Here is a 1,187-nt window from a genome sequence, read left to right as displayed (position 1 = left end):
CCTAAGAGGGTGTAGACAAAATAAACTAAACTCACCACTCCTTCAGCCTGGACAGCCTTGAAGTCATGCCTCGAACCGGACGCCCGCCCGCGATTGCCGCAGAGCAGTACCCAATGCTCGTCAAGCTTGCACAAACCCATCCCTTCTCCAGCCAAGCTGAATTAGCGGATGCATTCCATGCTGAAACGGGTATCACCGCTCATCCCGACACGTTTGCAAAAGCCTTGAAGCTGGCTGGAATTACACGAGTGAAGCAGCGTGCCAAAGGCAGCTTTGTTTCACCCGAACCTCGCAAGTCCTACGGCTACAACGAAACGCACCGACGCCAGTTGCCGGAGCAACGATATCCCAGCTGCCTGACTGATGCTGAATGGGCGCTGGTCGCCGATTTGTTTGAAACTCAGGGAGGTCGTGGTGTGCCACCGCGTCATTCTCGACGGATGCTGCTCGAAGCCTGCTGCTATGTAGTACGCACGGGGTGCTCATGGCGCATGCTGCCGCGCGAGTTTCCTCACTGGGACAATGTTTACAAGACCTTCCGCCGGTGGAGTACGCAGGGCAAATTTGAGCAGATGCATGATCGCTTACGAACCCAATGGCGCGACAGAGAGGATCGTGACGACAATCCGTCGGCGGCATTTTGGATTCGCAATCAACTCGCAGCTCTCCACAGGGAGGGGACAGTGGCTACGACGCTGGCAAGAAGGTGAAGGGGCGCAAACGAAGTCTGATAGTCGATACGTTGGGCCTGCTTCTGGCGGTGAGTATCAGTGCAGCAAGTGTGCAGGATCGGGACGCGGCGGATGACGCAGTGGCTTATTCGAAGGAAAAATACCCGTCATTGAATACGCTGTTCGTTGATAGTGCATACGCCGGAAAATGGGCCCAGCGCATGAATCAAACGCACGCGGTCGACGTTCAAGTGATCCGCGGGCCAAACAACCGACGAACAGGTAAATGGCATTCAGAGCAAGGCGATATGTTTGCGGTAGCGCCTGCTCCGACCGGTTTCGTGGTAATGCCCAAGCGGTGGGTGGTGGAGCGGACTCATGCTTGGAACGAGAGAGCTCGGCGACTGATTATGCACCACGACCGGTTGTTTGCTGTTAGCGAGGCATGGGTGTGGCTGGCCGAGGCTAGGATGCTCGCACGCCGGCTCACGACTTGATTTTGTCTACACCCTCTTA

1 pseudogene is annotated in these 1,187 nt (G+C 56.1%); it reads left to right on the top strand.

Going from position 1 to position 1,187, the window contains the following annotated elements:
- Positions 1–65 precede the first annotated feature (65 nt).
- Positions 66–1,168: pseudogene (locus CQW31_RS30730) on the top strand (IS5 family transposase).
- The last annotated feature ends 19 nt before the right edge of the window (positions 1,169–1,187 follow it).

This window comes from Pseudomonas sp. 382 (assembly GCF_002759075.1).
GTDB lineage: Bacteria > Pseudomonadota > Gammaproteobacteria > Pseudomonadales > Pseudomonadaceae > Aquipseudomonas > Aquipseudomonas vlassakiae.
Note: the sequence above shows the minus strand (reverse complement) of the source record. Positions and strands in the feature narration are given on the sequence as shown.